General features: G+C 36.4%; 2 protein-coding genes. One reads left to right on the top strand and one right to left on the bottom strand.

Features of this window, described 5'->3' with window-relative positions:
* Positions 1 to 92 precede the first annotated feature (92 nt).
* Positions 93 to 587, top strand: coding sequence for a hypothetical protein (locus EZH24_RS11235; protein ID WP_137999193.1), 495 nt, complete (start codon positions 93 to 95; stop codon positions 585 to 587).
* 84 nt (positions 588 to 671) lie between these two features.
* Here the strand turns inward: EZH24_RS11235 and EZH24_RS11240 are convergent.
* Positions 672 to 1,715 (bottom strand): Na+/H+ antiporter NhaC family protein (locus EZH24_RS11240; protein ID WP_236847197.1); only part of this gene is annotated, 1,044 nt, incomplete at its 5' end.

Raw genomic sequence — 1,715 nt, forward strand, 5'->3', positions numbered from 1 at the left:
AGTATATGAAACTGGCGGTTATATAGCGGAATACGAAGGAACTTTAACCGCGCAACAATAGAATAATTAAATAATTTTTAAGGAGAATTAGAATGAATAAATTAATAAAAATATTTTTAATGATAATATTCGCTTTGGCTATTAGCTGTAGTAATGAAGGAACAACGGGAGGCGGAGGCGATGATTATGTAGAGGGTTATACTCATAGTAATCATCCGCCAGCTGGAGACTATCATTCTGCTCTTGATACTAATACCATCCGCAATACCATTACACATAATGGAGACGGCACTTGCACAATAACTGGAACAGCTACTTCATATAGTGTTCTTATTGATAATAAGAACCCCACTACAAACTACAGTATTACCGTAACAAGTTGGTATACTTACAACAGTGAGCCAAATGTTAATGAAGCTATGAGTAATGCTGTGGTGGGCACTCGTGGAGAAGCCACTATTACTCAACCGTCTGGAGTTTCATATTTCTCTGTCACATATAATACTACTAATAATACTGTATTAGTAAATTTTGCAGCAAACTCAATAGATTATAATAACAGTATATATTTGGAGTATAAAAAATAAAAAATATTTGCTTGAAAATAAAACCGAGTTCTTTTTGATTAAAGGCTCGGTTTTTTTATTATATTTATTTTTTGGATTGCTTAATTATTTATTATAAAACTTCGGAGCTAAAATTCCCATTATGCACATAATAACAAATCCGCTCGATAAAGCTAATACGGGATTTAAACTTATTCCGCCTATTAAAATTCCTATAAAAGACGCTATCGCTACAAGTCCAGCATAAGGTATTTGAGTCGTCACATGTTCTAATAATGGGCAGTTGCTTCCCGTTGCGGATAATATAGTCGTGTCGGATATCGGAGAACAATGGTCGCCGAATACCGCTCCCGAAACCACAGAGCCGACATTTATAAGAAGAACATTTAAAAGTGCATCTCCCGTCAAATCGCTTGCAAGTCCCGTGGCTATTGGAATGATTATTGGAATCATTATTGCGAAAGTTCCCCAACTCGTTCCCGTTGAAAAAGCTATTACGCAGCCGAGCAAATAACCGATTGCGGGCAAAAGCCAAAGAGGAAAACCACCTCCTTTTACCGTTTCGGAAAGAAAAGCGGCAAGTCCGAGTCCGCCGTCTTCGGGGCTTGATTTGATGACATTTCCAATCGTCCAAGCGAGCGCCAATACAACCAAAGCGGGAACCATAGATTTTACGCCTTCCATTATAGAATTTCCAGCGGAACGAATATTTAATAATTTTCTTGCGATATAATAAATATACATTATTATCAAAGATATTACCGCTCCGTAAAAAAGCGATTTTGAAGCGTCAGTTTGAGTAAACGCCTCGCTTATGCCGATACTTGAAAAAGCTTGAGAGATATTTTCTATTCCGTCAGTTCCGACTAATCCCATATATGTAGTTATTGGAAACATTACTATGCAGGCTATTATTAAAACGGAAATTGCTATAACCATATCGAACCATTTTGCCGTATCGTTTGAAGAAGTTTCTAAATTTCCGGGGCATGCTCCGTATAATTCTTCGTTAAATAATTTTCCGTTTTGAGCGGCGTCTTCGCTTCTTTTCATCGGACCGAAATCTTTTAACCATAAAGATATTAAAACTACGAAAATTAAAGCCAATATTGGATAAATAGAGTAAGGAATCATTCTTAAAGAAAATAA

The organism is Brachyspira catarrhinii (assembly GCF_005518285.1).
Lineage (GTDB): Bacteria > Spirochaetota > Brachyspiria > Brachyspirales > Brachyspiraceae > Brachyspira > Brachyspira catarrhinii.